Here is a 26,821-nt window from a genome sequence, read left to right as displayed (position 1 = left end):
GGTCGATGATGAGTGCGTCTATAAGTAAGCATTGTGGGTTTTTTCGCCCGGTGAAAAAGCTCTATTGTGAACCGGAAGCGAATCGTTCGTGAAAAAGCAATGATTACTCCTCTTCAACGGGATTTTCGATCCAATTGTAACACCGAAAATGCTCCGGCTTCCGATCAGTCGTGAGCATCTCGACGGGAACGAACCCACGACCGGCACGGGCACCGATCTTTGGACAGTCAGCATCCTGCGCGAGCATGACTTTCGCGTCCAACTCAAACGACACCTTGAGTTTTCCGCGATGGTCGTCGTCCGGTTCGAACGCCATCGACACAGTATCTGGACGGACACCGAACGTGACGTGGCGATCGGGCGCTTCGACGGCGATGTCGTGGCTGGTGAGTCCCCCAGCTAGGTCGGAGAGCCAATTCCCCATCTCGTCCCGGTTCAACGTTTGTTCGAGGTCGAAGGCTCCGTTCGGAGAGATTGTACCGTCTTCGAACGTAAACTCTGGATACTGAAGATCCTCTGCGGATAATGCGTTTTCACTCGGGTCAATCGAAGTAGAGTCTGTTGATTTGCTGGTCTCCGCCGATCCAGTATCGGACGGCACGGAGGTGTTGGATTCGTTGTTAGTCATTGTTCCGCCCCCGATTCGATTTCATCATCTATGGGATACAGACACTTTGTCCGTCCATGACTAATACCCTCGTACTGGGGGTTGATTTCGGCACACTCTGGTCGCGCAATCGGACATCGGGTGTGGAAAACACAGCCATTCGGAGGATTCACTGGGCTTGGAATATCTCCTTCTAGAATCACTGTTTCGCCACCATCCGGCCCAACCTCTGGAATTGCGGAGAGGAGTGCACTCGTATAGGGGTGCGTCGGTCGTTCGAACAGCTGTTCGGTCGGTGCAACTTCCATGACCTGGCCGAGATACATGACGGCGACACGGTCAGCGATGTGTTCGACGACACTGAGGTCGTGTGCGATGAACAGCATCGTGAGGCCGAGCCTCTCCTGCAGTTCGACCAGTAGGTTGGTGATTTTCGCTTGAACACTCACGTCGAGTGCCGATGTGGGTTCGTCGAGCACCAACACACGTGGTTCGAGTGCGACCGCACGTGCAATAGCAACTCGTTGTGCCTGTCCGCCCGAAAGTTCGTGAGCGTAGCGGTCAGCGTGATGCTCTGACAAGTTGACCAGCGAAAGGAGTTCTTCCATACGATCCTCCCTGCGGGAGCGCGACCAGCCCTGTGCTTTCATCGGCTCATCGATGGCGTCACGAATCGACATTCGCGGGTCGATACTCGCCTTCGGATTCTGGAAGACCATCCCAATTTGCGAGCGCACGTCGGTCGGTCGAGCGGAAACGTGACCGACTGGCTCACCGTCGAAGGAGATCATCCCCTCGGTCGGTTCGTACAGCCCGGTAATTAGGTTCGCAAGCGTCGATTTACCGCTCCCGCTCTCTCCAACGAGTCCGAGCGTTTCACCCTCGTGGATAGTCAAGGAGACATCGTCGACAGCAGTGACGAACTCCCGCGTCCCGATGGCTCGGTCGAGCAACGAATCGGAGAGCGCGAAGCGTTTCGTGACGGATTCGATTTCGAAGACCGGCGTTGAACCCGTCGTGGGTTGCTGAGGGCTCATTCGGCATCACCACCGCTCGCCACACCAGCATCGCTAACGAACTCGATTTCATCACATTTCACCACGCGATCGGAACCGACGTCGTGTTCCGCAATTGGGCCGTTCGTACAGGCATTCGTTGTATGGGAACAGCGGTCTGCGAACGGACACCCGGTCGTCCCGCCGACCATGTCCGGTACCTGCCCCTCGATGACGTTGAGTGGTTCCTTGCGCTTCGTATTCTGTGGCATACAGTCGAGAAGTGCCTTCGTATAGGGATGCTTCGGATCGGAGAGTACTTCGTCTGTCGTACCAGTTTCCATCACCTCACCGCCGTACATGACGATAACGCGGTCGCACACCTCGGAGACGACGCCGAGGTCGTGGGTTACCATCAGAATGCTCATTCCGTGCGTTTCGTTGAGCGATTTCAATTCGCGGAGAATCTGTGCCTGAATGGTCACGTCTAACGCAGTCGTTGGTTCGTCGGCGATGAGAAGGTCGGGTTCGCTTGCGAGTGCGATGGCGAGCATTGCACGCTGGCGCATTCCACCGCTAAATTCGTGAGGATACGCATCGGCGCGCTCCGCAGGGTGAGGGATACCAACCTGCTCCATCAACTCGACTGCACGTTTCCCTTTTCGCTTCTGTTCCGACCGATTGCTGAACAGGGGTGCGTTGAGAAAGTCGAGGAGGCTCTGCGAGTTCGGTTTCTCATGTACCTTGAGCGATTCGATGATTTGGTCGCGCACCGTGAAGACGGGATTCAACGTCGTCATCGGGTCTTGGAAGACCATCGACATCCCGCCGCCGCGAAGACGTCGAATCTCTCGGGATGACGCCGTCGTCAACTCGGTCCCCTGAAACCGTATCGAGCCATCGACAATACGACCTGGATTTTCGAGTCGCATGAGCGAGAGTGCGGTCACGGATTTCCCGCTTCCGCTTTCCCCGACGATACCAACGATTTCGCCTTGGTCTATGGTGAACGAGACGCCGTTGACCGCGTGAACTGTCCCTTCGTGCGTGCTGAATCGCGTGTGTAAGTCGTCAACTTCCAGTATCGGCTGGCTCATAATCCTTTGTCCTCCATATTGCCCATATCCTTGGGATCAAGGATATCACGAAGCCCGTCTCCGAGGAGATTGAACCCGAGGACGACGAGCATAATCGCCAGTCCGGGGAAGTTCACGACCCACCACGCGTCTTGCAGGTAGTTTCGTCCAGAGGCCAACATCGTCCCCCATTCGGGCGTCGGCGGTTGTGCGCCGAGACCAAGGAACGACAGCCCCGCCGTCCCGAGGATGACGTAAGCCATATCCATCGTTCCGAGCACGACGACCGGAGCGATGACGTTCGGAATGATATGCTTGAGAACGATACGAGTTCGTGAGACGCCCATCAGTTGCGCCGCTCGAACGTACTCCATTTCCTTCACGGAGAGGACGCTTCCGCGAACGACCCTCGCATACTGCGTCCAGCCGACGACGGCAAGGGCAATCATGATATTCGTGAGACTTGGCCCGAGAATTCCCGCGATGACGAGCGCAAGGAGGATTCCCGGAAACGCGAGCAGGATATCCACGAAGCGCATGAGCGCCTCGTCCACGTATCCGCCCGCATATCCCGCAGTCACCCCGACAGCAGTCCCGATGACTAACGTAATGGCGACCACGGTGACGGCAATTCCTAGTGAAATACGTGCTCCATAGAGTAGTCGAGCGAAAACGTCACGACCGAGTTGGTCGGTTCCGAGAAGGTGTTCCTCGGACGGAGGCTCCAACCGCTCGAATAGGTCTCCCTTCTCGGGATTATACGTCGTGAGAACCGGAGCGAACACCGCACCGAAAAGCACGGTCACGACGATGACGAGCCCGATGATGTTCAACTTGTTTGCGGTGAACTGGCGGAACGCTCGTGACTCGACGGCAGATCGATACCGAGGGAACCGCGTCTCGTCAACGACTCCCCCGTCCGTCATTGCATCGGATTCCAAGTCGCTCATGCGCTGGCCCCCTCGAACGAGATTCGTGGGTCGATATAGCGATAAACGATATCCACTGCGAAGTTCGTCAGGACGAAAATGGCCGCGATGAGCAACACCAATCCCTGAACAACGGGGTAGTCCCGAGCGAAGATGGCGTTGATGAGCAAACTTCCGAGACCTGGTCGTTGGAAGACGATTTCCACAACGACGGCCCCGTTGAGCAGGTAGCCAAACTGAAGGCCAACGATGGTCACGACCGGAATGAGTGCGTTCCGAAGCGCGTGTTTGTAGACGACGATGCGTTCTCTTAGCCCCTTCGCGCGAGCCGTCCGAATGTATTCGTCGTCCAGCACCTCGAGCATTGACGACCGGACAAGTCGGGTTACGATAGCGGCCATCCCGGTTCCAAGCGTCACGGCGGGAAGAATTAACCGTTCGAAACTCCCGACGCCGGACACCGGAAGGACGCCGAGTTCGAGAGAGAAGACGATGATGAGCAAATAGCCCAGCCAGAAGTTGGGCATCGATACGCCGAGCAGTGCAGCGAACTGACTGAGGTAGTCGGGCATCTTTCCTTTGTGAACCGCGCTGAAGACGCCGGCAGGGAGCGAAATCGACAACGACACGGCCATCGCTGCGATGGCGAGTTCAAGCGTGGGCCACACACGGTTCATAATCATCGCGGACACCGGCGTATTCTCGTAATACGATTGGCGAAGGTTTCCGTGGAGAATGTCCCAGACCCAGTTCGCGTACTGAATCGGAATCGGATCGTTGAGCCCGTGCTGAACGCGAAACTGTTGGACAGCCATACTGGATGGTGTTCGGCCTCCCATCTGTTTGCGAAGTATCGTCGTCGCGGGATCGCCAGGTGTGAAGAACATCAAAGCGTATGTGAGTATTGAAACGCCAACGAGGACGAGCAGAGCGGTTGCGGTCCGGCGAACGATGAATTTCCACATTCTGTTGTCCCTCAGTTCGTGTGCGTCAAACTATCCCACCGAACCATCTCGGGGATGGGTCGAAGGTCGAGATCGCTCACGTCACGGAACGACGCGACGACGTACTCGCTATAGTACAGCGGAACGATAACCGCCCTCTCGGCGATCATCCGTTGTACCTCTCGATAGACTTCCTTCTTCTTCTCCTTGCTCCCTGTTTGGAATCCGGTCTCCAGAAGTGAGTCTACTTTCGAGCCGAGGTTGTAGAGGCCAGTTCCTTCGTCGCCGTATAGTCGCTCGTTCATGTCCCCTTCAGAGTGGAAACTCTCGTAGATGACGTAGTCCGCCGCGCCGCTATTCGTGCCCTTCTCGCTCAGTGCGAGGTGGCCCTGTCCATTGCGCTCGGCGTCGTTGAACGCAGCATCCTCCAACACCTGGATATCGATGGTGACACCGACCGTTTCCATTTGTTGGGCAACGGCCTGTGCGAGGAGTTTCCCGTCGGTCATATCCGTGCTGACGAGGAGTTTGAGCGCTTCGCCGTCATAATTCGAGGACTTTACGAGTGACTTCGCTTTGGACTTGTTTGGGCCATACTCGGGAAGTTGGTCGTGGGCCGACCAGTAGATGCTCGGGGCGATCGAACCGCGCGCCGGCTTACCAACGCCGCTAAGGATGGATTCGACGATTGCGTTCTGGTTGACCGCGTAGTTCAGCGCTTTCCGAAGTTTCACGTCGTCAGTCGGCGATTTGTGGAGATTGATGCCGAGATAGCCTGCAGACGGCGAGCCTTGTGTTTCGACGTTCGTCTTCGAAGCCTTCTGTATCGACTTGATCTTGTTCCGAGGGGGCTGATACGCGACGTCCGTTTCATGGGCCGACAGCGACAGTGCACGTGTGTTCGCATCCGTGATGACGCGGAACTTGAGACCAGATAGTTTCGGCGGTTCGTTCCAGTAATCTTTGAACGCCGTCGTTTGGACGAACTGTTCTTTCTTCACGTTCTCGATCTTGAACGGCCCCGTTCCGATAGCCTCGCCCGCCTTGCGATCACGGTCTGGGTGCTGAATTGCAACCATGTTGTGGGCGATGGTTCCGGGGAACGTCGGGAAGGGGTCGGTCGTCGTAAACTCGACTGTTGTCTCATCGAGTGCCTTCACACCGTCTTTTTCGACGTGAAGCCACCCAGGTGCCCACGACCATTCGTCGAGAAGTTGGTGGAACGAGAAAACGACCGCTTCGGCGGTGAGCGGCTTGCCGTTGTGGAACGTGACGTTCTCGCGAAGCGTGAACTCCCATGTCGTTTCACCGGTGGCTTTCCACTCCGTAGCGAGCCACGGTTCGAGTTTCATGTCCTTCGAAACCCAGATGAGTGGTTCGAGGATGTTCGTATAGTACGGCATCACGCCGCCGTACACGCCCCACGTTCCCGCAGTGAGGTCTGTCGCGAGGGCAACCGTCGCACTCTTCGAACTACTGGTGGCACCATCATCTCCGCCCGTGGTCGAAGTGGACGAACCGTATGGATCCGATTGATTGGGGGAGTCCGATGAACTCGAACAACCAGCAAGGCCGATTAGACTGCCCGCGCCGATTGTTTGTAATGCGCTTCTCCGGGAAATGTTTTTGTTTGTCATTGTTTCGTCCCGTATCGGGTCAGTCAGGCACTCGCGTCGTACCCGGCGTCCTCGACAGCACCGACGAGGGCGTCCGTCTTCGCGGAACCTTCGACAGACGCTGTGTTTGCTTCTCTGTCCGCGTTCGCCTTCGAAACGCCGTCCACTGCTTCGAGTGCGTCGATGACGTTCTGTTCACAACCTCCGCAGGTCATTCCTTCAACAATGAGCGTTGTTGTCATTCACCAATACCAATGAAGGAATCTTATTAGGCACTTTCGCACAAGATAATTTCAGAAAGCACTTGAATATCTTAGTAATTAAGGTGGAGAAGACGCAAATAGAGATTCAATAAGATGTATTCCGATTGTTTGTGGTAGTATCAAAACTTGAGACATTGTTGATAACGAAATAACGAGGTTAATCAGTTCGTCTCGAGGTAGATAAAAAGCCGTTCAAGTCAATTCAGCGGCGTTAGACGTACAAAGAAGAGAAATACGTCGATTCAAATGACGTGTTTTGTTGATTTCGAATTTAGAAAATAAAATAGAAAATATTACAACTCCCGGTATTTGATGGACTTTGATTTGCTATTGATATGGTCGTCGAAGGGTAATGAGTTTGCGGAAGTTAGTCGGCAGTGTGGGACTGCTCGCTTTGATTCTCCACTGAGTCCGACCGATGGAGCCAATAGAGGAACAGGAAGAATCCCGTTGCCAGCACGTTCAACACCATCTTATAATTCATTTCGATTTTCACCTCCGCGATTTTCGCAGTCGAAGGGTCTGGGATGAAACCAACGCCGAGGAAAAGGAAATGGATGATGAAGCCGGTGATGACCGCGGTAAGGAAGATCATTCCCGAGAGAATGGCAGCGAATTTCGTACCGTAGTACTCTCGATAGGCGTCCATGATGGGCGGAACGATGAGATCCGCGTAAATGTAGCTAAGGACGCTCCCGAACGGTAGTCCGTTCGTCCAGAGGACGGTACCGAAGGGAACATTTCCGACAGAACAGACGAACGTGACGATGCCGATAACGGCACCAACTACAGCCGTCCAAAAGATGTACACCGGGACGCCGAACACAGGTCCAGAGAACACCGACGTCCAGACCTGTTTGGGGATAAAGCCGGCGATGAGACCCGCGAAGATGAACCCAATGGCGATTTCATCCCACAGCATTCCCCATTCTTTCCACTGCTTGTCCGCCAGAGCCTTCCAGCCGGATAACGACGTTGCTTGCTCTCGGATAGTCGTATTCGCTTCTTCAGGGTCGAAACTCTCCTTACAGGACTGCGAACAGAAGTAGTAGGTTTCCCCATTGTATTCAGTCGAGTACTCTGTCTCTTCAGGATTGACCTCCATTCCGCAGACAGGGTCTTGTACCGTCGGTGTGCCTTCGTCGCGAACGTTCTTACGAGCTTGCTCAATGACGTCGTCCGGAACGACGTAGACGAAACCGAGCGCCATCATCCCGATGAGGATGAATCCGCCGATGATGTCCGCCAAGAGAAACTGCCATCCGAGTAGAATCCAGATGACTGCGCCGATTTCGATGACGAGGTTGGTCGAGGCAAACATGAACGCACCGATTGTCGCGGCTGCGGAGCCACCCTTCTTGAAGAGGTTCTTCGCCGTTGCGATGGCACTGTATGAGCACGACGACGAAACGAACCCGAACAGTGATCCGTAGCCGATTTCACGGATTCCGTGTCCCTCCAGAAGATCCGCGACTTCCTCACTGGACGTCCAGGCTTCGACGCCGCCGGCGATAGCAAATCCGATCACCAGCGCCCACCACGTGATCCATGCCATGGAAACCGTCGTCGTTGCGGCGTGCTTCGCACTCTCGACGAAGAACGTTCCCAACGGCTTTGTGGTCGTAAATACACCGATTGCGACCGTCGAGAGAGCGATAATCGCGAGGATTGCGTACTCTTTTCTATCCATACATACCGATAGGGGAGTTACGACTAATGGCGTTTTGACTAACAGACCACCGGTGAGGAGACGTCGATAGGTTTGTTCGTTAATCTCATTTCCTCAGTTGGTCCGATACCCAAAGTCATGACGAAGGGACGCCACACAATCTGACTATGTTTGAGTCCAATTTCGATACTAGAGTCGATGAGAGCATCGAATAGCGTACCAACCAAAGTGATATTAAAACTCATCAGGAGATTCGAGAATCGATGGAAATGAAACTAGCGTGTAGAAGGTTTTGGAGAGTTGTCGACTATCAAAATTCACCGAACAGAACGCAATCTGCGGAAATTCCGATGCACCCTGCATTCGGATCAATCGGTTGGCCGGACAAGCAGATGACAAAACACTAGGTAAGGATTCGTATTTGTACCCTGCGAACAATTCAGATTTCAATAATCGGGAGAAACCAGTAAGAGGATAGCAATGGTACCCAATGCTATGGGGGAGCAGTCAGATCATGAGAGTCACGAAACGGAGTTTCAAGACGAAACATCCGGTTCCAGTCCGGGTGGACACACGACAGTAGATGGACTATCCGTTGCCAGTGACGAATTTCGACTGGTGCCGTCGGAAACTCGGTTTGAACCCGGCGTCCCGACCGATTGGTCGTTTCAAGTCGAGACTCATGAGGGAAATACAGTAACTGAATTCGAAGATTCACACGGAGAGCTCCTTCACTTGATCGTAGTGCGCCGGGATTTGGCTCACTTCCAGCACTTACACCCCGATATCGGCTCAAACGGCACGTGCCGCGTCGAAGACTTCACACTCCCCGAACCGGGGGTGTATCGCGCATTCGTGGACATCTCGATTGCAGGTCGGTCAATGACACTCGGATTTGATCTCTTCGTACACGGTTCTGCCACGTTCGAGTCGAACCCAGAGATAGCGCGACACGCGATGACGGACGAATATACGGTTGAACGACGCACCGACGATATTGATGCAAATGAAGAGACGCAACTATCATTCGAGATCCATCGTGACGACGAGCGTGTTTCGGACTTACAGGACTATCTCGGAGCACGCGGTCATCTCGTCGCACTCCGGGAGGGTGATCTCGCGTATCTCCATATTCATCCGAAGAATACAAACACACAACCGGGTCGCGTCGAGTTCGGTACAACATTCCCGACACCAGGTCGATATCGGCTGTACCTTCAGATCAAACCGGATGGAAATCTGATCACGACCCATTTTGATATCCGAATTGAAGATTGAAAGCTCCCTCACGCACTTCGGTACGAATCTGGAGGAACAGGCGGATGACTGTGAACCGTAGTTCTGCATACGTTAGCTGCAGTCACGTTCGGAGTAATTGAGTTACCACTAGTGAAGCGTGAAACGGATAGTTAGCGCAGTCTACCGAAGAGTTTGTAATCGTGATCAGGAGTGTATTGGCGAAACAGCAAGCTGTTCGTGAGCACCGACACGCTGGAGAACGCCATTGCACCCGCAGCCAGCACCGGCTGAAGCAGGCCGAGCGACGCCAGTGGGATCATCGCTGTGTTGTAGCCCAGCGCCCACACAAGGTTCTGTTTGATCTTCGCTAATGTGGCGTCCGAGATACGGATCGCCTTCACCACATCGAGCGGATCGTTCCGCATGAGCGTCACGTCCGCTGCCTCGATGGCGACATCCGTTCCCGACCCGATAGCGGTTCCGACATAGGCGACGGCGAGTGCCGGTGCATCGTTGACGCCGTCACCGACCATCATCGCCTTTCGTCCCTCGTCCTGAATTGTCTCAACTGCATCGGATTTGTCTTCGGGAAGGACTCCAGCACGGACGTTCTGGGAGTCAATACCCACTTGCTTGGCAACAGCACGGGCAGTACGCTCGTTGTCACCGGTAATCATCATCACGTCGATGCCACGCCGCTGAAGCGCACTTACCGCATCTCTTGCGCTCTCTTTGACCGTATCGGCATCAGCGACCACCCCAATGAGTTCGCCCTCGTACGCGACGAGCATCGCCGTTTTCCCTTCGTTTTCGAGACGCTGCATCGTGTCTTCGGCCGGGTCCGGAGCGACGTCATTATCGTGCAGGAGTTTGCGGTTGCCGACAAGAATCTTGCTTCCACCGAGCGTTGCCTGGATACCGTGCCCCGGAACGTTCTCGAACGAGTCAGGTTCCATGACCTCGATATCACGTTCTTCGGCTCCCTCGACGATGGCCTGTGCGAGTGGATGTTCGCTTCCGCTCTCCGCACTGGCAGCAAAACGCAGCACGTCGGCCTCGGTGAGATGTTCGCGGGAAGTCAGTTGGCCACCGTTGGCAATTGTGTCTCCGCCATCCGTCCGCGGCTGTCCATCGGCATTGAATACAACAACGTCCGTGAGTTCCATTTCACCTTTCGTCAGGGTACCCGTTTTGTCGAAAACGACGGTATCCACGTCCTTCGCCCGTTCCAGAACGTCGCCGCCTTTGAAGAGGACGCCGTTCTGTGCACCCAGTGTGGTGCCGACCATCGTTGCTGCTGGCGTAGCTAACCCGAGTGCACATGGGCACGCGATGAGTACCGCGCTCGCAAAGACGATAACCGCGAATTCGAACGTGGAGAGAGCGGTCGGGCCACCACCGACTAATCCCCACAGCGGGAGTGCGTCCACGAAGCCAGCCAGTGTTCCGGGGAAAAGATACCAAATCGCCCCCCAAAACAGGGCGTTCACGATGACGACGGGAACGAAGTACGCGGAGATTCGGTCGGCGAGATTCTGAATATCGGGTTGGCGGGACTGTGCTTCTTTGACTGTCTGAACGATCTGCTGGAGTGCAGTGTCCTCCCCGACCTTCGTCGCTTCGACGACGAGGACACCATTTTCGTTGATGGTCGATCCGACGACCTCGTCCCCCTCCTCCTTCTCTACGGGTACCGATTCGCCAGTAACCATGGATTCGTCAACTGCACTCTGCCCATCCACGACGACACCATCAGTGGGAATTTTCTCACCGGGACGGATCTTCATCCGGTCACCTACGGTCACGTCTTCGATGGGCACCTCACTCTCGGTACCGTCTTCATCAACGACGGTTGCAGTATCGGCTTCCATCTCCAACAACTTGCGTAGAGCGTCACTCGCTTGGCCCTTCGAGCGTGCTTCGAGATAGTTGCCGAGCGTGATGAACACGAGGATGAGCGCGGCCGTGTCGAAGTAGAGACTTCCGGCGATTAGTCCGAGCAGTACGACGACGCTGTAGAGGTACGCCGTAGACGAGCCTAACGCGATGAGCACGTCCATGTTGGCGCTCTTGTTCTTCACAAGCGCCTTGTAGGAGTTCTTGTAGAACTCCCACCCAAGAACGACTTGAATCGGCGTCGCGAGCAGGAACTCGACCCAGCCAAACTCGATTCCGAATACCGTCTCCGGAAGAATACCTCCGCCAAGAATGAATTTCTCAGCAAGGAAGAAAATGAGCGGTGCAGAGAGTACTGCACCGAACAGAGTGAGCCGTAATTGTTTGCGGATTTCGGCTTTTCGGGCGGCATCGCGGCGATCTGTGGCAGATTCACCAGACTCGCCGTCCACGCGAACGGGTGCGTAGCCGGCATCTTCGATAGCATCGTAAAGGTTCGTGAGCGTCGCTTCAGCAGGGTTGTATCTGACCTGAGCCTCGTCAGTCGCAAAATTGACGTCTGCTTCGATGACGCCTTGTGTCCGCTCAAGCGCGTTCTGTACCGTCTCCGAGCAGTTCGCACACGACATATCCGTAATGCCGATCGTCTTCGTCTCCGTGACAGGAGTATAGCCGGCGGTCTCGATGGCTTCGTAGATCTGCTTTGACGAAACCTCGTCCGAGTCGTACTCGATGGTTCCTTCGTCGGTCGCAAAATTGATGTTTGCTTCCGACACCCCATCAAGGGACTCGACGGAATCGGCGATGGTTCGGGAACAGTTCGCACAGCTCATTCCCTGAATATCGATGTGGACTCGATGCTGGCTCATTACAATATTATAAGGGTTGACCATTCAATCGATTTGTCCTTTCATCTATTCGGAAACGGAGCTCGAAAAGCTTCGATTCAAAAGCGCCGACGCGTTGACCGTTGCTCAGTCCACTCCTTGTTGGAGTTGTTCATATTTCTCCTCGAAACGGGCTTCACACGACGGACAACAGAACTGATAGAGGTCACCGTCGATACGAGTCGATGTTCCTTCGCGATCGACCGTGTTTCCACACTCCGCGCAGGTCAACGCGAACTCCATCCCACCAAGGTCAGGAGACCAATCCGCACCCGATAACAGTGTCACTTCGAAGTCGTCGATCGTTCCCTCGTCGAAGATCGTGTCAAGCCACGCAGCGACATCAATGTCGGGTACCCGCACGTATGCAATGAGGTCAGCTTCTGCAGTAGTAAACACGTATTCGACTTCACCGGTATCGAGGAGTGTCTCCTTGACTGACGGAATGTCTCGACTGTCAGCCGCGACGTCAAGAGTTACCAGAATAGGAGTTCCTTTGCGAAGTTGTGAGGAGTCGATATCGAGCGTAAATCCACGGATGATTCCCCGCTCCTGTAGTCGAGCGACCCGATCCGAGACGGCAGGCGGAGACAAATCGACAGCGTCCGCCACATCGCTGTAGGGCCGACGAGCGTTCGACATCAGTAGCTTCAGGATTTCGAGGTCGGTTTCGTCCAGATCGCGCATAGCAGCACTACGTCACCGAGAGCCAAAAGCTGTGCGTGTTTTTGACTTTCGTTTCCAATGTCCCTAGACTGCTTCTACCGACCAATCTAAAGAGAAGTCCACAAAAGATAGCCACCCATACACTGAGATGTATGACGACGACCATCACTGTCGAAGGAATGTCGTGTGGACACTGCGAACAGACTGTCGAAGACGCTCTCCGTAGTATCGACGGCATCACTGATGCTACTGCAAACCACGAAGCAGAACAAGCGAGTATCGAAGGTGATGCCGATGTCGCGGTTCTCGTTCAAGCCGTCGAGAATGCAGGATATACCGCGCACGCCTGAGATACACCGGATAATCTGTACTACCAAACTCATCGATATGTGATCGATTTTTTCGTTGGTTACTCAACAGACTCGGTATTTCCGAGAAGCGCAGCCAGAAATCTTCCACCACAGGTGTTGCCAGTGATTCTTTGGCCGATGCCACCGAAGAGAACCATCGGGTGGGAAACGGTGAGTGGGAACCAGGACATGGTATCTGATAGAACGGCTGATCACCAACATAAGGAGTCGCGAGCACCGGGAGCGATGATGCTCGAGCATCCCACGATGGAGATCTGGCCGCAGTATCCCATCATTATCCTCGGACTCTGGCTTATAGCCAGTCCGTTCACCTTCGGGTACGAGAGTCTCGCGATGACCATCAGCGACACGGTCAGCGGAGTGCTCCTCATTGTATTCAGTGGTGCTGTGATTTTACTCGGTAGTGGCGTCGCGAATTACGTGAACGGATTCGTCGGTGTCTGGTTGCTGCTTGCCCCGTTGTTCTTCTGGGCTCCGACGAGCGACGTCTACCTGAATGACACGCTCGTCGGTGTTTTCGTCATCACCTTCGCTGTGCTCGTCGTCATGCGAATGGAGATGTCGGGGCCGGATATCCCGAGAGGCTGGACATACAACCCATCGACAGCGGCACAACGAGCACCGATTATTATTGCTGGACTTATCGGCTTCTTTTTCTCGACCCACATGGCCACGTTCCAGCTCGGCTATACCGACTTCGTCTTCGACCCGTTTTTCGGCCGTGGAACGGAGAACGTGCTCACGTCCGATGTCTCGAGGATGTTCCCGATCTCTGACGCCGGTCTCGGTGCCGTCGCGTACGCGGTCGAAGTCCTGATGGGGTTCATGGGTGATAAGCGCCGGTGGCGAACGATGCCGTGGATGGTGACGCTATTTGGTATCGTGGTTATCCCCCTCGGCTTCGTTAGCATCGTTCTCATAATCCTCCAGCCGTTAGCCGTCGGGACGTGGTGTACGCTCTGTTTGCTATCCGCGCTCGCGATGCTGTTCATGATTGCACTGACGGTTGATGAGGTCGCCGCGATGGGCCAGTTCCTCTACCAACAGACGCGAGGGGACGTCTCACTGTGGCATGTTTTTTGGATGGGTGATACCTTCGCAACTTCGGATGCTGGTGTGGATGGAAAGACACGCTCGGATGCAGACTCGTGGTGGTCGATGTTCTGGGGAATGTCCGTGTCTTGGCCTCTTCTCGGTACAACAGGGTTAGGTCTCTGGTTAATGTCGTCGCCTGCCCTCTTCGGAACGGTTGGTGCCGCCGCAGACAGTAGCCATCTCGTTGGCGCGCTCGTCGTCACGTTTTCCGTCATTGCGATGGGAGAACCGGTTCGTACCATCCGATTCCTGAACGTTCCTCTCGGAATATGGGTCATCGTAGCCCCATGGATTCTCTTAGGATCTTCAATAGTCTCGGTGTGGAGTAGTGTTACTGTCGGTATCCTCATCGTTGTTTTGAGCGTTCCTCGCGGCAGTATTCGTGACCAGTACGGCAGCTGGAATCGGTATATAAGATAGTGCAGATTTAAGCGAGGATTCATTTATTCGCTATGAAAATGAAAACCGAGACGAATATTTACAGTCGAAAACAGTGCCAGTCTGCGTATGAACGTTCTCATCGCGGGGGGAGACGGGTTTGTCGGTCGAAACGTCTGTGCCGAACTCGTCAACCGAGGTCACACAGTCACGTCGCTCTCTCGGTCGCCGGACGCCGAGGTTCTTCCGGATACTGTCGAACTAGTATCGGGCGATATCACGGACTACGACTCTATCGATGCGGCATTCGAAGGAAAAGACGCCGCAGTAAACCTCACAGCACTCCCACCGCTTCATCAACCACGACCAGGAACGTTCCACGACACCGTCTGCATCGGCGGCGTGATGAATGCAGTACACGCCGCTCAGAAACACGATGTATCACGATATATCGAGATGAGTTCACTCGGTGCAAATCCGTACAGTCCGATCGCTTACTGGCGAACGCAGGGTCTTGGCGATTTGGTAGCTCAGTATTCAGATCTGGACTGGGTAATTCTCCGCCCCTCGTTCATTTTCGGGAAAGGGAGTGAAACGTTCGCTTTCATCAAACAATACACGACGCCGTACGTCACGTTTCTCCCGGATGGTGGGGATCAACCGAGTTTTCAGCCGATATGGGTAGAGGATGTGGCGCAAATCGTCGCAGATGCAATCGAGCAAGACCGTCACGTGAGGCAGGTGTACGATCTCGGAGGCCCCGAAGTACTTACGTTTGGGGAGGTCACACGCATGCTCTATCATGCTGCAGGGGAATCAGTCCGCATTATCCCAGTGCCGATGCAGTTAGTAGAGCTTGCTCTGTCTGCTGCCGAACCGCTGCAGACGATTCCGTTTGGTATCGATCAGGCGCGGGCACTAGAGATGACAAACACTACAGATCACAACGATATCAAGGCGTTCGGCCTCGATAAAAGTAATCTGATGCGGGTTGAGACGTATCTGTCGACGACGTCAACGAACAGCAACAGAGAGCAGAATCACGGATAGTAGTCAAAGAGAAGTGATGGATGGCGAAGATGGAAGTCGATGTAAATCATTCTTTTCGGAAACTGGAATTGGGCCGCAAGCCTCCTAATTGTACGGTCGACGAAATCTGCTTCGCCGAGGGCGGCGACCCGGCCGATTCCACTTCCGCTTATGGATTTATTGGGAAGTAAAACACACACCACCACTTCCAGTGTAAATCAAGGCTACAAGCCCTCTATCGTACGATAGTAGCCGTTCATACAGCTATAAACTTCATGTCGCTACATCGAAAATCCGCCGTCAGGTTGGAGAAAGCTAATACATGAATGACTATAGATAGAGACAGAGCATAAAGTATCACTTGACATTAGAAAATACGAAGCGTAACGGTTTGTATACAACTGTATGGAACCCCTCTCGGTACGTATACACAACGATACGGCCGAACAATACCGCCAAGAAGCCGAAAAGCGGGATATCTCGGTTAGTAGCCTTCTGCGAGAAAAGCTGAACCATTACGAAGCAATACGAAGTGAAAATGAAGACAATCAGAATGGGGACGGGGAATTACGAAAGGAACGAGAAGAGTTTCTCAAGAAATCAGAACGTTTGAAAGGCGAACTCAATCGAACACAGGATCTTCTCGATGAGAAAGACGAACGAATCGCAGAACTCCAAGCTGACAAACAAACCCTGAATGCACGTCTCTCTGAAGCGCAAGAAGCACAGAAGTACGCGAACAAGGCACGAGAGGAAACTGCATTGCGACCATCAGAATCCGCTGACAACAACTCTGGCGGCCTGCTGGCACGGCTCCTTGGTCGGTGACTCAGCGCAGGTTCCATTCAACTACCTCGGATCATGTCGTTCACCCCTTTTACAGACGAAGACGAGATCGGTAGCTGGGTTGTGTGGGGCGAATGGGCGCGATCGATTACAACGTTGTAATAAGGGGGGTTGGCCGAGACAACCCCCCTCGTTTCGCAGAAATAGACGCAGAAATAGACGCACTCCACAGTAGCCGTACAACCGTTCCCACCGTATGTCACCGGCAAACCGGTGTGAATCTCTTGCGGTGGGGCCGCCACAAAGGGGGGTTCTGCGAACCCCCATGATTACAACGTTATAATCCGCTCTTTCGTGGTTACTTCCCTCCTGTGTCAGCTTCGTGGGCTCGCATCCATCCGGCAAGGTCGGGATGAGCGAACGAGATCTCGATATGACGACCGCCAACACCCATTGTTTCTGGTCCAAGGTTCTTCGACTCCTTGTAGGTCACACCGGGCACACGCTCGGCCATCTCTTCCATCACCCGATAGCCGTCGTTTTTGTACGCACACCCGTAGTGCGTTGCGACTTTTCGATAATTCATCCGGACAATCATCGTCTCGTTTTCCGCCGCAAGCTTCTGTCCCGCTTCCAGCACAGCAAGATACTTGTCTTCGATTTGCTGGCTCTCTACGCGCTTCTCGCGGAAGTTCATGAGCTCGGTATTCTGTTCGGAGCGTTGAACCGTCTCGAAGAGTTGCCGGCCAACGTTAGACGCTTCCGCGGCCAGATTATCCGACTCATCATCCACTCCGTCTGCACTCTCGTAGTCGCGCACAAGGTTGATGATTCGTGTTATAGACGCCCGTGTCCGAGCGTTCTTCTCTTCAAGATCCACAAGATCATCGACGTCGTCCTGTATCTCGTCGGTTGTTTCCTCGAGTGCACTCAGGCGGCTCCGATCGTGTGCCCGTTTCTTCTTGGCAGTCTCACGATCGTGCTCTAACGTCTCCACCTGCTCTTCCAGCGTGTCAATCTGCTTGGCCTGCTGCTGGATGACTGCCCACATCGTTTCCCGGCTTGGGAGCTCCTGCTCAGCCGTATTCGCATTCGATACGCTCGGCTCGGCCCTGTCGATCTCTATCGAGGGGGGTACATCGTCATCCGTGATCGAATTCTCGTTATCGTTCTCAGACGTCAATTCGGGAGCCATCAGTGGTCACCTCCGAAATCCGTCGTGCTCATTGGTGATCCCCCAATGGTGGGAGTCCTAGATCCTCAGGTAATAGCTCTTCCAACCGATTCGCAACCGATGACAGTCCCTCTCGTTCGGGATCATAAATCTCGCACTGAATCAACCACAGGCGAGCCGTCGTCGGTGACACGTCGAAGTGGGCAGCGGTGCCAGTGATTGTTCCTGCCTGCTCGTAGACAGGCTGTAATTTCTCTGGGTCACGATACGGATGCTGCTTGAGTTTGTTGGCGGTCGTCAGTGAGGATATGCGCTTTGAGAGACGTGGGGAGGATGTGGAATGGTCCGTCGACGACGAATTCGGATGATGCTGCTCTGGAGATTTTGCCCACTGATTTAGCCGGCATTGCGTGTCGGACAGCGGGGAAGCTTTACAAGAACTGGTGTCTAAGTTGCGTTTGCTCTGGGACATAGCTAAGTGTACTACTTGGATGTGTTCTGTGCCAGAGGTGGCCGGTACGCCTGCGAACGAGTGATTGGACCCACGGACGTTCGCTAATTTGCGTACCGGCGGCAATTGACCCAAGAGCCATGCGATTGACATGCGTCGTCTGTCTGGAACCATACGACGATGTCTTCTGGCTATTGGGTCGGGAAATGACCTCTGGCGTGGCTGTCATTTCTTGGCTCTGGAATTCGGCTCGCGTAACTGCAAGTCTCTCAACTAGTGCGAGAACACCTTTGGCTGAACAAGCATTTATCACCGTCCAGTGATGCAAAGCGAGCCTCTGCGACTGATGTTTTCTATCTCTCGCATTGACAACGAGGTCGTCAGAACCACCACCAACTCTAGGAAGAATCTGAGTGGGATCGTTCTCCGTTTCGGGGTGGCCCATCACATTCCTCTATCATCCCAATATTGAATTAAGTGTTTGGGATATGGATATTCTATATCCATACGAGATAATATTATATCCATAACGCTTACGTCGGGCTATATTACATCCATAACTATCCACTACACCATGCTTTCCCGCCTCCCTGGTCGAGATTGGCCAACACCCGTACTCACGACCGCCGGCAAAATCCTCCGCACAGTCACTCCAACAACGCTCCCCGCACTCGTTCTCATCGACACTGGTGCCGCAACAACTCAAACAGAGATTGCGGCTGCCATCAATCGAGATCAATCGACTATTTCAAGCCATTTCCAATCGTTAGCGCTCGAAACTGCTGATGTAGCCCTGATCGAGCACTCTGACCACGGCTATCGACTCACAGACACTGGCAGTGAAATTCTCGACCGTGCTGTCAAGACACTCCAAGAGCTAGGAATTGAGTTAGATACTATTGATTGGACATCTGCAACTGACAAAGCGCAAATTAAGGCATGCCTCGTGCCCTTGTCCGGTTCACGGAGCGTTGCACCGTTTTTCCTATTGGATTCGGTGGCCGCGAGGAGTGCTCCAGGTGGCCACCGCAGTGAGTCACAGTCTGCGAAGGTCGAGACGGTCACTCGTGACGTCGAAAATCGCCTCCAAACGATGGGGAAAACAACGTCAAACCGCCAAATTCGGCAGATTATCGACCGCTTTACCGACCACAATGCACTCCGATGTGAAGACGACCATCTCATTCTGACAGAGAAAGGCCTACAGCACGCGAATCTTCTGCACCAAGTTACGGAAATCGTCGCAAATCGAGTTGTAACTGAGCAAAGCGGGACGTACGCCTCAACTGACAGCGTAGATGAAGCAGTGCTTCGATTGCGCCGCGACCGAATCTCAACGTCATGGAGCTTAGAAAACGACGACCCACAGTTGATCGATCACTCCCACTTCTATCGGCAGTTGAAGCGGATTGACTTTCTGGACCGGCCAGCCAACGAGTGGAACAGCTTCCGCTGGGTGACGATCGAGAACGTCGGGACAAACCCAACAAATGCTGTGGTTCACAAAGAGAGCGGCGAGAACAAAATTCGGTTCGAGGACATGGATCCCATCGCGCATTTGAATGATCGTGATGGCCAGCGGTTGGAAATCAATACGCTCACCGATCAACAGCCGTCATTTGAACAGAAAATAGAATTCCTGTTTCCACAGCCGCTCCCACCAGGTGAGAGCCTTACAATTTATTATCGACTCACGTGGCCGAACGAGTTAGCCCATTATTCGTCGGAGACTCAAAGCATCTCTCTTACGCGCTATACCCATGGTGTTGGCGACCTCCAGTTCGGTATTGTCGATAAAGTTGATCACGTTGGTGTTAACTGCCAGCAGTTTATCGGGGAAGACGACGACCTCTGGGACTCCGTTTCGAACACGCCAGACTACTTTGCGGCCGACGAGCGCCCCGAGTTAGCGCCGATCCATGGAGAGGACTACACCGGTTACCTCTACACAATTCGCGCACCCGATTATCCCGGCTACCGAATCTGTTATACTCCAGTAGAATAGATTGCATTCAACAATGCGATCGATGATTACTATGCTTGTCCTGAAACAGTTCGGCTCCAAACTGCGAGGGCAGATCGATGGGTGACTACGACAGTACGCCGAGCTTCTACACCACTGACGAAACGTTCGAGAAATACCTCGGCCAGACATCGTACTATTTAGCATTGCAGGATAACGTTGTAGAGCTGGTCTCACATGCGGCTCCTAATCGAATTGTAGAGATGGGATCTGGGACAGGGCAGACCGCTATCCGACTCACTGAAGAAACGCCAGCAACTGAGGTACTTGGCATTGATAACCGAGAAACTGTCGTCGAGGTCTCGCGGACGAACGCCGACAAACTCGGACTTTCAAACCTCACGTTTGAAACAGCCGACATGACCGAGTACGTAAAAACCGTCACCACACTCCCCGAAATGGTGGTGCTGCTATACTCCTTCCACCATATCCCCGATCCACTCCAACAGAAAGTAGACTTTCTTGAAGAGTGCTATACGGCCCTTCCTGAAGGTGGTCATATCTGCATCGCAGAGACATTCTTGAAGAATAACGCGCGTGATACGGCTGCCGCTCGCGAGATTCAAACCCGATGGGCACATCGAGGCGTTGAGGCGTTTGCGTCTACGTTCTGGTCCGCGCTTGACGGGATCAATTCAGCCGCTATCGAACACGCACAAGAGGTTGGCGAGTTCTCGCGCGACCACGAGTTAGAGGCTGGTGACAATGTCCGCACTCGTGACGATGAATACCTAATTAGTAGAGATTGGCTTGTTGACCACGCTCATAGCGTTGGGTTCGACGTCCTCTTAGCAGAACCAGTTAATTCACTGGGAGATGGTATCGTTCTCCTCGAAAAGTAACCTCTTGTCGCTGCCGTCTGAACCCTACGATATGGGTACTAACCATCCATTGACGGCACAAAACGTCCACCATATTGGGCTAACCGTTCCTGATCTCGACCAAGCCGTTGAGTTCTTTGTTGATGCCATCGACTGCGACGTGCTGTACCGAAAGGGGCCGTTTGGTGATCCAGACGGAGATTCGATGGAGCGCCGACTCGATGTGCATCCAGATGCGACTGCCTCCCTTGCGATGTTGCGCTGTGGGCCAACACTGAATCTTGAACTCTTTGAGTGGGACGCGCCCGACCAAGACGAAACACCTCCGAAGAATTCCGACATTGGAGCGATGCATCTTGCGCTCCACGTCGACGATCTCGATGTGGCAATCCATGAGTTGGCTGACCGGGATGACGTTACGATGCTTGACGGGCCACAAACAAACGAGGATGGACCAACGGCGGGCTTGACCTACATCTATTGTCGAGTGGAGTGGGGACTGTATCTCGAACTTCTTGAAGCACCTGAAAAAATGCCCTACGCTGACGATACCAACGAGCAGCTGTACGGGCCCGCACCCTCGTGGACATCCAGACCCGATCATTCAGACTGAGTTGGAACTCACGGAGACAATGGCCACGGTCTGTAGAGTTCATAAAGCAGCATTCCGTGTATATCTCACCGTTCTCGATTATCCACGCAGCACGATCGCTGAAATTCTCGGCCGCGATCAGAGTACAATTGGGAAGCAACTGCAACCGCTATACGAACAGGACTTAGTCACTCGATATCCGCGCATCGTCTCCAGTGGTGGCGTCAAATATCTCCACGTCGCTCAACCACTCGCAGAAACCACAGAGTGGCTACAACAGGAACTAGAGATATGGACGGACTCTGTTATGGCACAACTATCGCGACTTCGCGCGGACTAGCATCCCTTTGGATGATGCCTCTACATTATCACCACACTTCTAGAATGAGTTTTGGTACAACGCCGCTTGCGATGTTAAAAGTTCGTGCGATGTTTACGATTCGTACAATCAAGGATTTCGGTGGAATAGCTGTGTTTCTCGGTCTCTGAACCGACGACAGAAGGTTTTGTACTGAAACTCGTCCGACGTTTGCGATTCGTACGAATTGTACGATTCGTACAGTTCGCACACGACGATCAGAGAATTCGGAGAGTTGATTGGAGTCTCGCCACCACCGATATTTACGAAGTTCAAGATTCTCAGGATGTTCACGATTCGTTCGAACCGTAGAATTCGCTCGGTTAGCTTTGTTTCTTATCCTCTAAGCAATCGATAGAAAGCCTCGTACTATGGAATTCGTACGATGTTTGCGATTCGCTCGATTTTTACGATGCGTACGATTCGCACAGTTCGCACGTAATGTTTATACATTCACGATAAAATGATTGGGGCAGAGGCACTCACGAAGTTTACGAACTTCGAGATTCGGAGGATGTCTGCGATTCTTACGATTCGTAAAGTTCGTAGTGTACAAGAGGATCAATCATGGCAGAAGAACACAACAGCGGAGAACCGCGCGCCGTTTCTGTCGGCGTGCTCAAAGGCGGGTTCGGAAAGACAACGACGGCGATTAACCTTGCTCGTGAGTTAGCTCATCGAAACGGCTCAGCTCTCGTTGTCGATCTTGACGACAACGGCCACATGAGTCAGAATCTCGGATTCGCGGATCAGTATAGTGCCGAAGAGAATCACGCCGAAGCCGTTCTCATCAACGGTGAGGACCCAACGCAATACATTCAAACAGTAAGCCACGGGCTCGATATTTTCCCCGCCCACGTACAGCTCGAAGACGTGCAGAGTGGCCTAAAGGAAGCGACGATGGGAACGACACGACTCAAGGAGAATCTCATCAGTCCGTTGCTTGGGGACGAGTACGAGTACATTGTAGTCGACTGTCCTGCAAATCGCGGAAAGTTGAACGACAACGCCATGTACGCAACAGGGAACATTATCATCCCCCTTCGTGCGGAGAGCGGATACGAAAGCGGGCTCTCCAGCACTGTTCAACGGCTCGTACAAGAAGCACGGCAGTACTTTGAGTTAAACATCCTCGCGATCACACCCACGGACTTACAAGATCGTATCGACCAAGATACCCGTGACCGGTCGCTCCTCAAGGAGATCAACAGCCGTGATGGTGTATCAAGGCTCGTGCCGAACTATGCACGAGTAACCGATGATGAGTGGGACGCGATTGACAACGGAAAGCAAAACGGGAATTTGCCCGGGATTCGTCACCGAGCGGCGATCGACCGTGCACACGATGAAGGTGTTCCACTTCGAGATTACGATGAGACCTGCGACCAACTCGAAGCCTACGATGAACTCGCTCAAATCGTTGAGCGAGGGGAGGTGGTACACGAATGACGGCATTTGACGATCTTGAAAACGCAATCAACGAGGAAGCAGAGAAGACACCAACTTCGGACAGTTCGTCCGATTCGAGCAATTCTGGCGAATCGCAAACATCGAGCGAATCGTACGACTCGTACGAATCTCAGACATCGGAAGAGCCAGAAGATCCACGAAAAACGCCTGCATTCGAGTTTTCCCCAGACCTGCGACGGAGTATCTACGCACGCGAAGAGTCGTGGCAGGAGTTCGAAGATGCACGTGATCTCGAGATGACGCGAGAGTTGCGAGACGCAGGCGTTCGGAATCACGAGAGTCGTGAGGTTCACGATGCAATGGTTCGGTTAGCGGCGGACAATCCCGAAAAGATGGCACGGTTGGTCCTTGACGCACGTGGTATCGACGAAGAGCAGTAGCTAGGGGAGTCCTTCAGCACACTCCAAAAGGTCGTCCTCAGTCTGCCAGATACACAGGCGGCCTGCATCGTTTAGCATGTCGAAGATTGCAGTCTGCATCCCACTGTATGGCTTCTCGGAATCGACGTTCGTATCGACTGTATCGGAATCCAGAGTGGAATATTCGCGCTTGAAAACTCGCGTCTTCGTGAAGTAGGACTCCAGAGCAGTGAAGTATCCCTGTTCGACAAGAAAACCACCACGGTCGTGCTCGGTGATACCGACAATGTAGTCGGTATAGTCCGCTAGAAGTCGGAATTTGACATAGGTGTTGACCCATTCACTCCGGATATCCACCATGAGAAATGCGTAGGTATCGCTCCGTCGGTTGAGACGATCCTTAACCAACTGAAGCCGGTATATCTCCGGGCGACCGTAGCTACCGAGAACGAAGTAGGAAGACTCGTTTGTGAAAATCGGCGAGAGCTCTGCAACACTATGTTTGAGGTCTTCATATTCCTGCGGAGTGAGTGAAGTATCGTGCAGATACTCCTCGGCTTTCTCTGCAAATTCCTCGATAGTCGGTTCCTCCGTACTCATTGTCTTCGTACTCACAATCGCTGAGTATCAATGCATCGACTTCATCAGGAACTGCATCGTAATGAGCCGATTCGTATTTCGGCGAAACGCTTTTGCACGCACTACTCGAAGAAAGTGGTATGAGTACGTCTGGCCACACGTCATCCAACCTCGACAACGTTCGAAAACGGTTGAACGTTGTCACCCAAGAAACGCGGTTCTCGCTCATCCAGGACATCCTCGGACACCCATCACAGCTTCCAACGCTGAAAGAACTGGATTATGTGAATCCAAGCAAGAGCCAGACGACGATCCGTCAGCACCTCCAGCAACTCGTTGATGTGGGGATCGTCGAAGAGGTGTTTCTCGCTGACGAGCAACGGCAGAATGATCTCCCATACAAGTTCTACGGACTCAGTGATGAGGGACGAGCGTTTCTCGGCGAACACGGGTTGCTACGTGCCGAAGAAACGTTGCAGACGGTATATGCTCGCGTAGAGAAGTCTGATACGATCGAGCGGTATCAGGCTGCACCTCGCCCTGAGCGCTGACCTACTCCTAGTGAGTTTTCGAAGCTGTAGCGACGCATTGTAGCCAAAAATTGTGTGACTGAAAAGTACCTGAAAGCAGTAGTTACGGGCAAAAAGTTAGCCGTCTTGAAGATCGGATACGATATTCTGCTTCGTTTTCGGCTCTTCAAACACAGTGTCGAGAACCATATCAGAGTCGCGTAAGAGTGAGTGTTCTCGATAGCTCCCCTCGCTTTTTCCACCACCAGTATGCCGGTTTTCCGTAACATCGCTAAACGCCCATTCCTTTAGTAACTCCAGCACTCGTTGGTGACTGAGTGGATCCGTCCCCTCACTTTTACACACGTCCTCATACACGCGATAGATTTCTCCTGTGCTAAAGGCCTGTTTCAGCGATGACTTCTGTAGGTACGCAAGTGCAAACAAGACGTATTTCGAGTGTGGAGTTGACCCACGAATCAGCTCCTGGAATCGCGACATTTCTGCATAATCCTGTGCCGCATCGACATGGTCTTCCGATACACTCGAATCACCATTCCGAGCAGCCAGCTTACCCGCACTTGAGAGAATTTCAATTGCTTTCCGCGCATCACCGTGTTCACGCGCAGCAAGCGCTGCAACGCGTGGGATAACTCCATCGTCGAGAACATCCGGTTGGAATGCATCGCGGCGTTTATTCAGTATTTCACGGATTTGCCTGGCATCATACGGATGGAAAACGAGTTCATCGTCCTGGAAGCTTGACTTCACCCTCTCATCGAGGTTCTCGTAGTACTCAATCTTATTACTGATAGCGATGACACCGATATAACAATCCGTTTTACCACTCTCTTCCGCTCTTGAGAGTTTAAATAGAATTTCATCGTCACCTAGCTTGTCAATTTCGTCGATAATGGCGATAAGGACATCAGCATCCTCAAGGAGCGTATAGAGATAGTCCATGTACTCGCTCGAGCCAATCCCCTTATCTGGAATATCTAGCGAGCGAGTAGACTGGTATTCGGCTTGTTGTGAGAGAGATCGTGCAACTCGAGTAATGGTGTTTGCTTGGTCACAATCGATATAGGCGGAAATGAGGGAGATATCGTTGTTTTGAGCAATTGCTCGGGCACGTCCAGTAACGTGTCGAGAGACGAGTGATTTACCGGATCCTGTTTTACCATAGACGATCGCATTTCCCGGCGGATCGCCGAAGACGCCTGGTCGGAGCAATTCTTCTATATCCTTGATTTCTCCATCACGACCGACAATGCGATCGCTGTCGGGAACGTGCCCGATTCGGAGTAGCTCCCGGCGTGCGAAGATAGAGTCATTGCGCTGGGTAAGCGGATCGTCAGCGATATCCTCGGGATCCGGCGTAGGAATTGGATCGTTTGGCACGTTATCACAACTCTTCTTGAAGGAGCATCTTAGTTCTACCGCCCCTCGTTTTCAGTGAAAGGTTCGGAACAAGGCTCAAGAGGTTCAAATGGGGATATACGGTAATCGATGGATGACGGGAGACACCCCTCGTTTTCAGTGAAAGTATGGAAATGAGCTACCGCTCTTTCTTTGTCGATGGGTTTTACTTAAAAGGACGGATATAGTGTGATTGTCAGACACCGTATTTTCACTGAAAACACGAAGAGTGCGATAGGATTTCCTCTCTATTACTTGCCGTTATAATTGCCGGTACCCATAACTACTTACTTACTATTCTAGTCTAGTTAGTGAAGTAGTTGTAACTGCAGTTTTGGTTCCGCTTTCACTGAAAACGAGGGGTCTAACTAATGCTTCCGTCTACTCTCAGCGAAGGTAGGATTGATTTCGGTTTTCACTGAAAACGAGGGGTGTACGCCTGTGTTGGAACGTCTCACTTTCACTGATAGTTAGAGGATAGTGGCGTGGTGGTTGATGCTGTAAGTGACCATCGTGATGGGCCGCTTTCGACATCCGAGTAGTCCCCACGGCTGGATTTTGTTTGCGAAAGACACTCCTGTTCGGATTTGGACGAACGGCACACCGAGTCTTTCTACAGG

The 26,821-nt window shown here is 53.1% G+C and carries 24 protein-coding genes; 11 read left to right on the top strand and 13 right to left on the bottom strand.

The window, feature by feature from the left end:
- Positions 1–103: 103 nt before the first annotated feature.
- The 8 genes from BW974_RS23290 to BW974_RS23245 all read right to left on the bottom strand — a co-directional run bounded on the left by BW974_RS23290 (position 104) and on the right by BW974_RS23245 (position 8,120).
- The gene (locus BW974_RS23290) at positions 104–628 is read right to left on the bottom strand and encodes a hypothetical protein (protein WP_076433466.1); all 525 of its coding nucleotides are present in this window, start codon (positions 626–628) and stop codon (positions 104–106) included.
- Positions 625–1,644, bottom strand: a complete 1,020-nt coding sequence (locus BW974_RS26305; RefSeq protein WP_084186465.1) for an ABC transporter ATP-binding protein — start codon at positions 1,642–1,644, stop codon at positions 625–627. The genes BW974_RS23290 and BW974_RS26305 overlap by 4 nt, the downstream gene beginning before the upstream one ends.
- Positions 1,641–2,699: an ABC transporter ATP-binding protein gene (locus BW974_RS26300; protein WP_076433464.1), complete on the bottom strand. Its 1,059-nt coding sequence runs from the start codon at positions 2,697–2,699 to the stop codon at positions 1,641–1,643. The genes BW974_RS26305 and BW974_RS26300 overlap by 4 nt, the downstream gene beginning before the upstream one ends.
- A complete protein-coding gene (gene nikC, locus BW974_RS23265; RefSeq protein ID WP_076433642.1) occupies positions 2,696–3,604 on the bottom strand; it encodes a nickel transporter permease in 909 nt (302 codons plus the stop codon). Before nikC ends, BW974_RS26300 begins: the two co-directional genes overlap by 4 nt.
- Before the next feature lie 20 nt (positions 3,605–3,624).
- Entirely contained in the window at positions 3,625–4,572 is a 948-nt protein-coding gene (gene nikB, locus BW974_RS23260) for a nickel ABC transporter permease (protein WP_076433462.1), read from the bottom strand.
- Positions 4,573–4,583: 11 nt separating this feature from the next.
- Positions 4,584–6,188, bottom strand: a complete 1,605-nt coding sequence (locus BW974_RS23255) for an ABC transporter substrate-binding protein (RefSeq protein WP_076433460.1) — start codon at positions 6,186–6,188, stop codon at positions 4,584–4,586.
- A gap of 23 nt (positions 6,189–6,211) precedes the next feature.
- Positions 6,212–6,409, bottom strand: a complete 198-nt coding sequence (locus BW974_RS23250; protein ID WP_076433458.1) for a heavy-metal-associated domain-containing protein — start codon at positions 6,407–6,409, stop codon at positions 6,212–6,214.
- Positions 6,410–6,797: 388 nt separating this feature from the next.
- Positions 6,798–8,120, bottom strand: a complete 1,323-nt coding sequence (locus BW974_RS23245; RefSeq protein WP_076433456.1) for a permease — start codon at positions 8,118–8,120, stop codon at positions 6,798–6,800.
- A gap of 474 nt (positions 8,121–8,594) precedes the next feature.
- On the opposite strand from BW974_RS23245, the gene BW974_RS23235 reads away from it, so the two are divergent.
- A complete protein-coding gene (locus BW974_RS23235) occupies positions 8,595–9,377 on the top strand; it encodes a hypothetical protein (protein ID WP_076433452.1) in 783 nt (260 codons plus the stop codon).
- 131 nt (positions 9,378–9,508) lie between these two features.
- Here the strand turns inward: BW974_RS23235 and BW974_RS23230 are convergent, their stop codons facing one another.
- The gene (locus tag BW974_RS23230) at positions 9,509–12,103 is read right to left on the bottom strand and encodes a heavy metal translocating P-type ATPase (RefSeq protein ID WP_076433450.1); all 2,595 of its coding nucleotides are present in this window, start codon (positions 12,101–12,103) and stop codon (positions 9,509–9,511) included.
- Positions 12,104–12,208: 105 nt separating this feature from the next.
- The gene (locus BW974_RS23225; protein WP_076433448.1) at positions 12,209–12,808 is read right to left on the bottom strand and encodes a winged helix-turn-helix transcriptional regulator; all 600 of its coding nucleotides are present in this window, start codon (positions 12,806–12,808) and stop codon (positions 12,209–12,211) included.
- A 131-nt stretch (positions 12,809–12,939) separates the two neighbouring features.
- Between BW974_RS23225 and BW974_RS23220 the strand changes: the two genes are divergently transcribed.
- The 4 genes from BW974_RS23220 (at position 12,940) to BW974_RS23205 (ending at position 16,488) form a co-directional block, all read left to right on the top strand.
- On the top strand, positions 12,940–13,137 hold the full coding sequence (locus BW974_RS23220; RefSeq protein ID WP_076433447.1) for a heavy-metal-associated domain-containing protein: 198 nt from the start codon (positions 12,940–12,942) through the stop codon (positions 13,135–13,137).
- A gap of 249 nt (positions 13,138–13,386) precedes the next feature.
- On the top strand, positions 13,387–14,673 hold the full coding sequence (locus tag BW974_RS23215) for a vitamin K epoxide reductase family protein (RefSeq protein ID WP_217694405.1): 1,287 nt from the start codon (positions 13,387–13,389) through the stop codon (positions 14,671–14,673).
- A gap of 87 nt (positions 14,674–14,760) precedes the next feature.
- Complete coding sequence (locus BW974_RS23210) at positions 14,761–15,681, top strand: complex I NDUFA9 subunit family protein (RefSeq protein WP_076433443.1); 921 nt, start codon at positions 14,761–14,763, stop codon at positions 15,679–15,681.
- Positions 15,682–16,065: 384 nt separating this feature from the next.
- Positions 16,066–16,488, top strand: a complete 423-nt coding sequence (locus BW974_RS23205; protein ID WP_076433442.1) for a hypothetical protein — start codon at positions 16,066–16,068, stop codon at positions 16,486–16,488.
- A 316-nt stretch (positions 16,489–16,804) separates the two neighbouring features.
- Here BW974_RS23205 and BW974_RS26860 read toward each other — a convergent pair whose 3' ends face one another.
- Positions 16,805–17,641: a hypothetical protein gene (locus BW974_RS26860; RefSeq protein ID WP_245800276.1), complete on the bottom strand. Its 837-nt coding sequence runs from the start codon at positions 17,639–17,641 to the stop codon at positions 16,805–16,807.
- A 911-nt stretch (positions 17,642–18,552) separates the two neighbouring features.
- On the opposite strand from BW974_RS26860, the gene BW974_RS23195 reads away from it, so the two are divergent.
- The 5 genes from BW974_RS23195 (at position 18,553) to BW974_RS23165 (ending at position 23,715) form a co-directional block, all read left to right on the top strand.
- Positions 18,553–20,076 (top strand): hypothetical protein, encoded by a 1,524-nt coding sequence (locus BW974_RS23195; protein ID WP_139329012.1) that lies wholly within the window; start codon positions 18,553–18,555, stop codon positions 20,074–20,076.
- Between the two features lie 77 nt (positions 20,077–20,153).
- Positions 20,154–20,936, top strand: a complete 783-nt coding sequence (locus BW974_RS23190) for a class I SAM-dependent methyltransferase (protein WP_076433438.1) — start codon at positions 20,154–20,156, stop codon at positions 20,934–20,936.
- Between the two features lie 31 nt (positions 20,937–20,967).
- Entirely contained in the window at positions 20,968–21,528 is a 561-nt protein-coding gene (locus BW974_RS23185) for a VOC family protein (protein WP_084186462.1), read from the top strand.
- 904 nt (positions 21,529–22,432) lie between these two features.
- A complete protein-coding gene (locus BW974_RS23170) occupies positions 22,433–23,314 on the top strand; it encodes a ParA family protein (RefSeq protein WP_076433432.1) in 882 nt (293 codons plus the stop codon).
- A complete protein-coding gene (locus BW974_RS23165) occupies positions 23,311–23,715 on the top strand; it encodes a DUF7970 domain-containing protein (protein ID WP_076433430.1) in 405 nt (134 codons plus the stop codon). The genes BW974_RS23170 and BW974_RS23165 overlap by 4 nt, the downstream gene beginning before the upstream one ends.
- On the opposite strand, the gene BW974_RS23160 is transcribed toward BW974_RS23165, so the two are convergent.
- Positions 23,716–24,294 (bottom strand): DUF8170 family protein, encoded by a 579-nt coding sequence (locus BW974_RS23160; RefSeq protein ID WP_076433429.1) that lies wholly within the window; start codon positions 24,292–24,294, stop codon positions 23,716–23,718.
- Between the two features lie 119 nt (positions 24,295–24,413).
- On the opposite strand from BW974_RS23160, the gene BW974_RS23155 reads away from it, so the two are divergent.
- Positions 24,414–24,824, top strand: coding sequence for a helix-turn-helix domain-containing protein (locus tag BW974_RS23155; RefSeq protein ID WP_076433427.1), 411 nt, complete (start codon positions 24,414–24,416; stop codon positions 24,822–24,824).
- A gap of 96 nt (positions 24,825–24,920) precedes the next feature.
- Here the strand turns inward: BW974_RS23155 and BW974_RS23150 are convergent, their stop codons facing one another.
- On the bottom strand, positions 24,921–26,183 hold the full coding sequence (locus BW974_RS23150; RefSeq protein ID WP_084186461.1) for a Cdc6/Cdc18 family protein: 1,263 nt from the start codon (positions 26,181–26,183) through the stop codon (positions 24,921–24,923).
- Positions 26,184–26,821 lie beyond the last annotated feature (638 nt).

The sequence above is a fragment of the Haladaptatus litoreus genome, assembly GCF_900156425.1.
Lineage (GTDB): Archaea > Halobacteriota > Halobacteria > Halobacteriales > Haladaptataceae > Haladaptatus > Haladaptatus litoreus.
This window is presented reverse-complemented; position numbering and strand designations above follow the sequence as displayed.

Bases quoted from the DNA above. Each gene is read 5' to 3' on its own strand.
- BW974_RS23290 (WP_076433466.1), bottom strand. From the start codon at position 628: ATGACTAACAACGAATCCAACACCTCCGTGCCGTCCGATACTGGATCG.
- BW974_RS26305 (WP_084186465.1), bottom strand. From the start codon at position 1,644: ATGAGCCCTCAGCAACCCACGACGGGTTCAACGCCGGTCTTCGAAATC.
- BW974_RS26300 (WP_076433464.1), bottom strand. From the start codon at position 2,699: ATGAGCCAGCCGATACTGGAAGTTGACGACTTACACACGCGATTCAGC.
- nikC (WP_076433642.1), bottom strand. From the start codon at position 3,604: ATGACGGACGGGGGAGTCGTTGACGAGACGCGGTTCCCTCGGTATCGA.
- nikB (WP_076433462.1), bottom strand. From the start codon at position 4,572: ATGTGGAAATTCATCGTTCGCCGGACCGCAACCGCTCTGCTCGTCCTC.
- BW974_RS23255 (WP_076433460.1), bottom strand. From the start codon at position 6,188: ATGACAAACAAAAACATTTCCCGGAGAAGCGCATTACAAACAATCGGC.
- BW974_RS23250 (WP_076433458.1), bottom strand. From the start codon at position 6,409: ATGACAACAACGCTCATTGTTGAAGGAATGACCTGCGGAGGTTGTGAA.
- BW974_RS23245 (WP_076433456.1), bottom strand. From the start codon at position 8,120: ATGGATAGAAAAGAGTACGCAATCCTCGCGATTATCGCTCTCTCGACG.
- BW974_RS23235 (WP_076433452.1), top strand. From the start codon at position 8,595: ATGGGGGAGCAGTCAGATCATGAGAGTCACGAAACGGAGTTTCAAGAC.
- BW974_RS23230 (WP_076433450.1), bottom strand. From the start codon at position 12,103: ATGAGCCAGCATCGAGTCCACATCGATATTCAGGGAATGAGCTGTGCG.
- BW974_RS23225 (WP_076433448.1), bottom strand. From the start codon at position 12,808: ATGCGCGATCTGGACGAAACCGACCTCGAAATCCTGAAGCTACTGATG.
- BW974_RS23220 (WP_076433447.1), top strand. From the start codon at position 12,940: ATGACGACGACCATCACTGTCGAAGGAATGTCGTGTGGACACTGCGAA.
- BW974_RS23215 (WP_217694405.1), top strand. From the start codon at position 13,387: ATGCTCGAGCATCCCACGATGGAGATCTGGCCGCAGTATCCCATCATT.
- BW974_RS23210 (WP_076433443.1), top strand. From the start codon at position 14,761: ATGAACGTTCTCATCGCGGGGGGAGACGGGTTTGTCGGTCGAAACGTC.
- BW974_RS23205 (WP_076433442.1), top strand. From the start codon at position 16,066: ATGGAACCCCTCTCGGTACGTATACACAACGATACGGCCGAACAATAC.
- BW974_RS26860 (WP_245800276.1), bottom strand. From the start codon at position 17,641: ATGGCTCCCGAATTGACGTCTGAGAACGATAACGAGAATTCGATCACG.
- BW974_RS23190 (WP_076433438.1), top strand. From the start codon at position 20,154: ATGGGTGACTACGACAGTACGCCGAGCTTCTACACCACTGACGAAACG.
- BW974_RS23185 (WP_084186462.1), top strand. From the start codon at position 20,968: ATGGGTACTAACCATCCATTGACGGCACAAAACGTCCACCATATTGGG.
- BW974_RS23170 (WP_076433432.1), top strand. From the start codon at position 22,433: ATGGCAGAAGAACACAACAGCGGAGAACCGCGCGCCGTTTCTGTCGGC.
- BW974_RS23165 (WP_076433430.1), top strand. From the start codon at position 23,311: ATGACGGCATTTGACGATCTTGAAAACGCAATCAACGAGGAAGCAGAG.
- BW974_RS23160 (WP_076433429.1), bottom strand. From the start codon at position 24,294: ATGAGTACGGAGGAACCGACTATCGAGGAATTTGCAGAGAAAGCCGAG.
- BW974_RS23155 (WP_076433427.1), top strand. From the start codon at position 24,414: ATGAGTACGTCTGGCCACACGTCATCCAACCTCGACAACGTTCGAAAA.